Annotated in this window: 1 protein-coding gene and 1 pseudogene; both read left to right on the top strand. The window is 53.8% G+C overall.

What is annotated here, in order from left to right; translation table 11 throughout:
• Positions 1–132 precede the first annotated feature (132 nt).
• The gene (locus U1739_RS20985) at positions 133–771 is read left to right on the top strand and encodes a glutathione S-transferase family protein (RefSeq protein ID WP_332710559.1); all 639 of its coding nucleotides are present in this window, start codon (positions 133–135) and stop codon (positions 769–771) included.
• A gap of 120 nt (positions 772–891) precedes the next feature.
• A pseudogene (locus U1739_RS20980) lies at positions 892–1,209 on the top strand (NADH oxidase); the annotation flags it as partial.

Genomic DNA, 1,209 nt, shown 5'->3' with positions numbered 1-1,209 from the left:
AGTGTTCGTGCAAATGGGGGTTTACGGCACAGGTCCAGCAAGATTTCCTCTGCTAGAATTTCGCATAATTTGAGTTGACGTAGTCGTCGCTGTATAAAATGGATGTACAAGGTTATTTTTTGAGAGAACATCATGATTTTGTACGGCGCACCTGTTTCCCCGTTTGTACGCAAGGTTCTTGCCTTCGCGGTCGAAAAGGGTGTTGCACTCGAACTCGTACCGATTGGCCTTGGCGACGAGAACCCGGATTTTTTGTCGTGCAGCCCATTCCGCAAGATGCCAGGTTTTACCGATGGTGATTTCAGCATTTCGGATTCCACCGCGATCGTTACTTACATTGATGCGAAGCATCCTGAGGTTCCGCTAATTCCGACCGATCCTGCGAACCGCGCTCGCGCTATCTGGTTCGATGAATTCGCTGACACAATTCTGACGGCTGCGGCCGGGGCGATATTCTTCAACCGAATTGTTTCCCCCAAGTTTATTGGAAAATCAGGCGACGATGCGGCAGTGGCAAAAGGCGAGGCGGACATGATACCGGTCTGTCAGTATCTGGAAAGCGTAATCAAGCCATCTGGTTACCTGGTTGGCGACAGTCTGACCTTAGCGGACATTTCGGTAGCCAGTCCCTTCGTAAACGCTGCACACGCTGGCTACGTTCCTGATGCCGCAACCTATCCGAAGCTGACAGCCTATCTGGCTGCCATTCACGCTCGCCCAAGCTTCAGCGACTGGATCAGGCGTGAGCGCAAGGTGCTGGGATTGGGGTGAGCATTAACACTGTCAATTACCCCAGTCGGAATCTCTTTATCGGACAACGCACCGCCCCACGGCATTTACTTTGTGGCGACCGACTATCCCGAAGAACAAGAATAAATCAGGAGAAAAATTATTAGTACGGTTGGAAAACAGGTTTTCACGACATTAGGATCGGATGGCACACTGACGGTTGAAGTCGCCGAAACGACCTTCCCCGAACCAAAGGGCGCGCAAGTACTGGTGCGGATGGAAGCCGCGCCGATCAATCCTTCGGATCTGGCGCTGCTGTTCAGCGCGGCCGATCTGGAAAACGCGCGCTATTCGCCAGGAAAGATCGTCGCCAACATGCCCGAACCTTTCCTCAGCGGTTCCAAGGGCCGCCACGGCCAGCGTATGCCCGTGGGCAATGAAGGTGCGGGCACTGTGGTCGCCGCAGGGGGCAATCCCGCC

Source organism: Parasphingomonas puruogangriensis (assembly GCF_036663635.1).
GTDB lineage: Bacteria > Pseudomonadota > Alphaproteobacteria > Sphingomonadales > Sphingomonadaceae > Sphingomonas.
The sequence above is the reverse complement of the archived record's forward strand: the minus strand, read 5'-3'. Positions and strand labels throughout refer to the sequence as shown.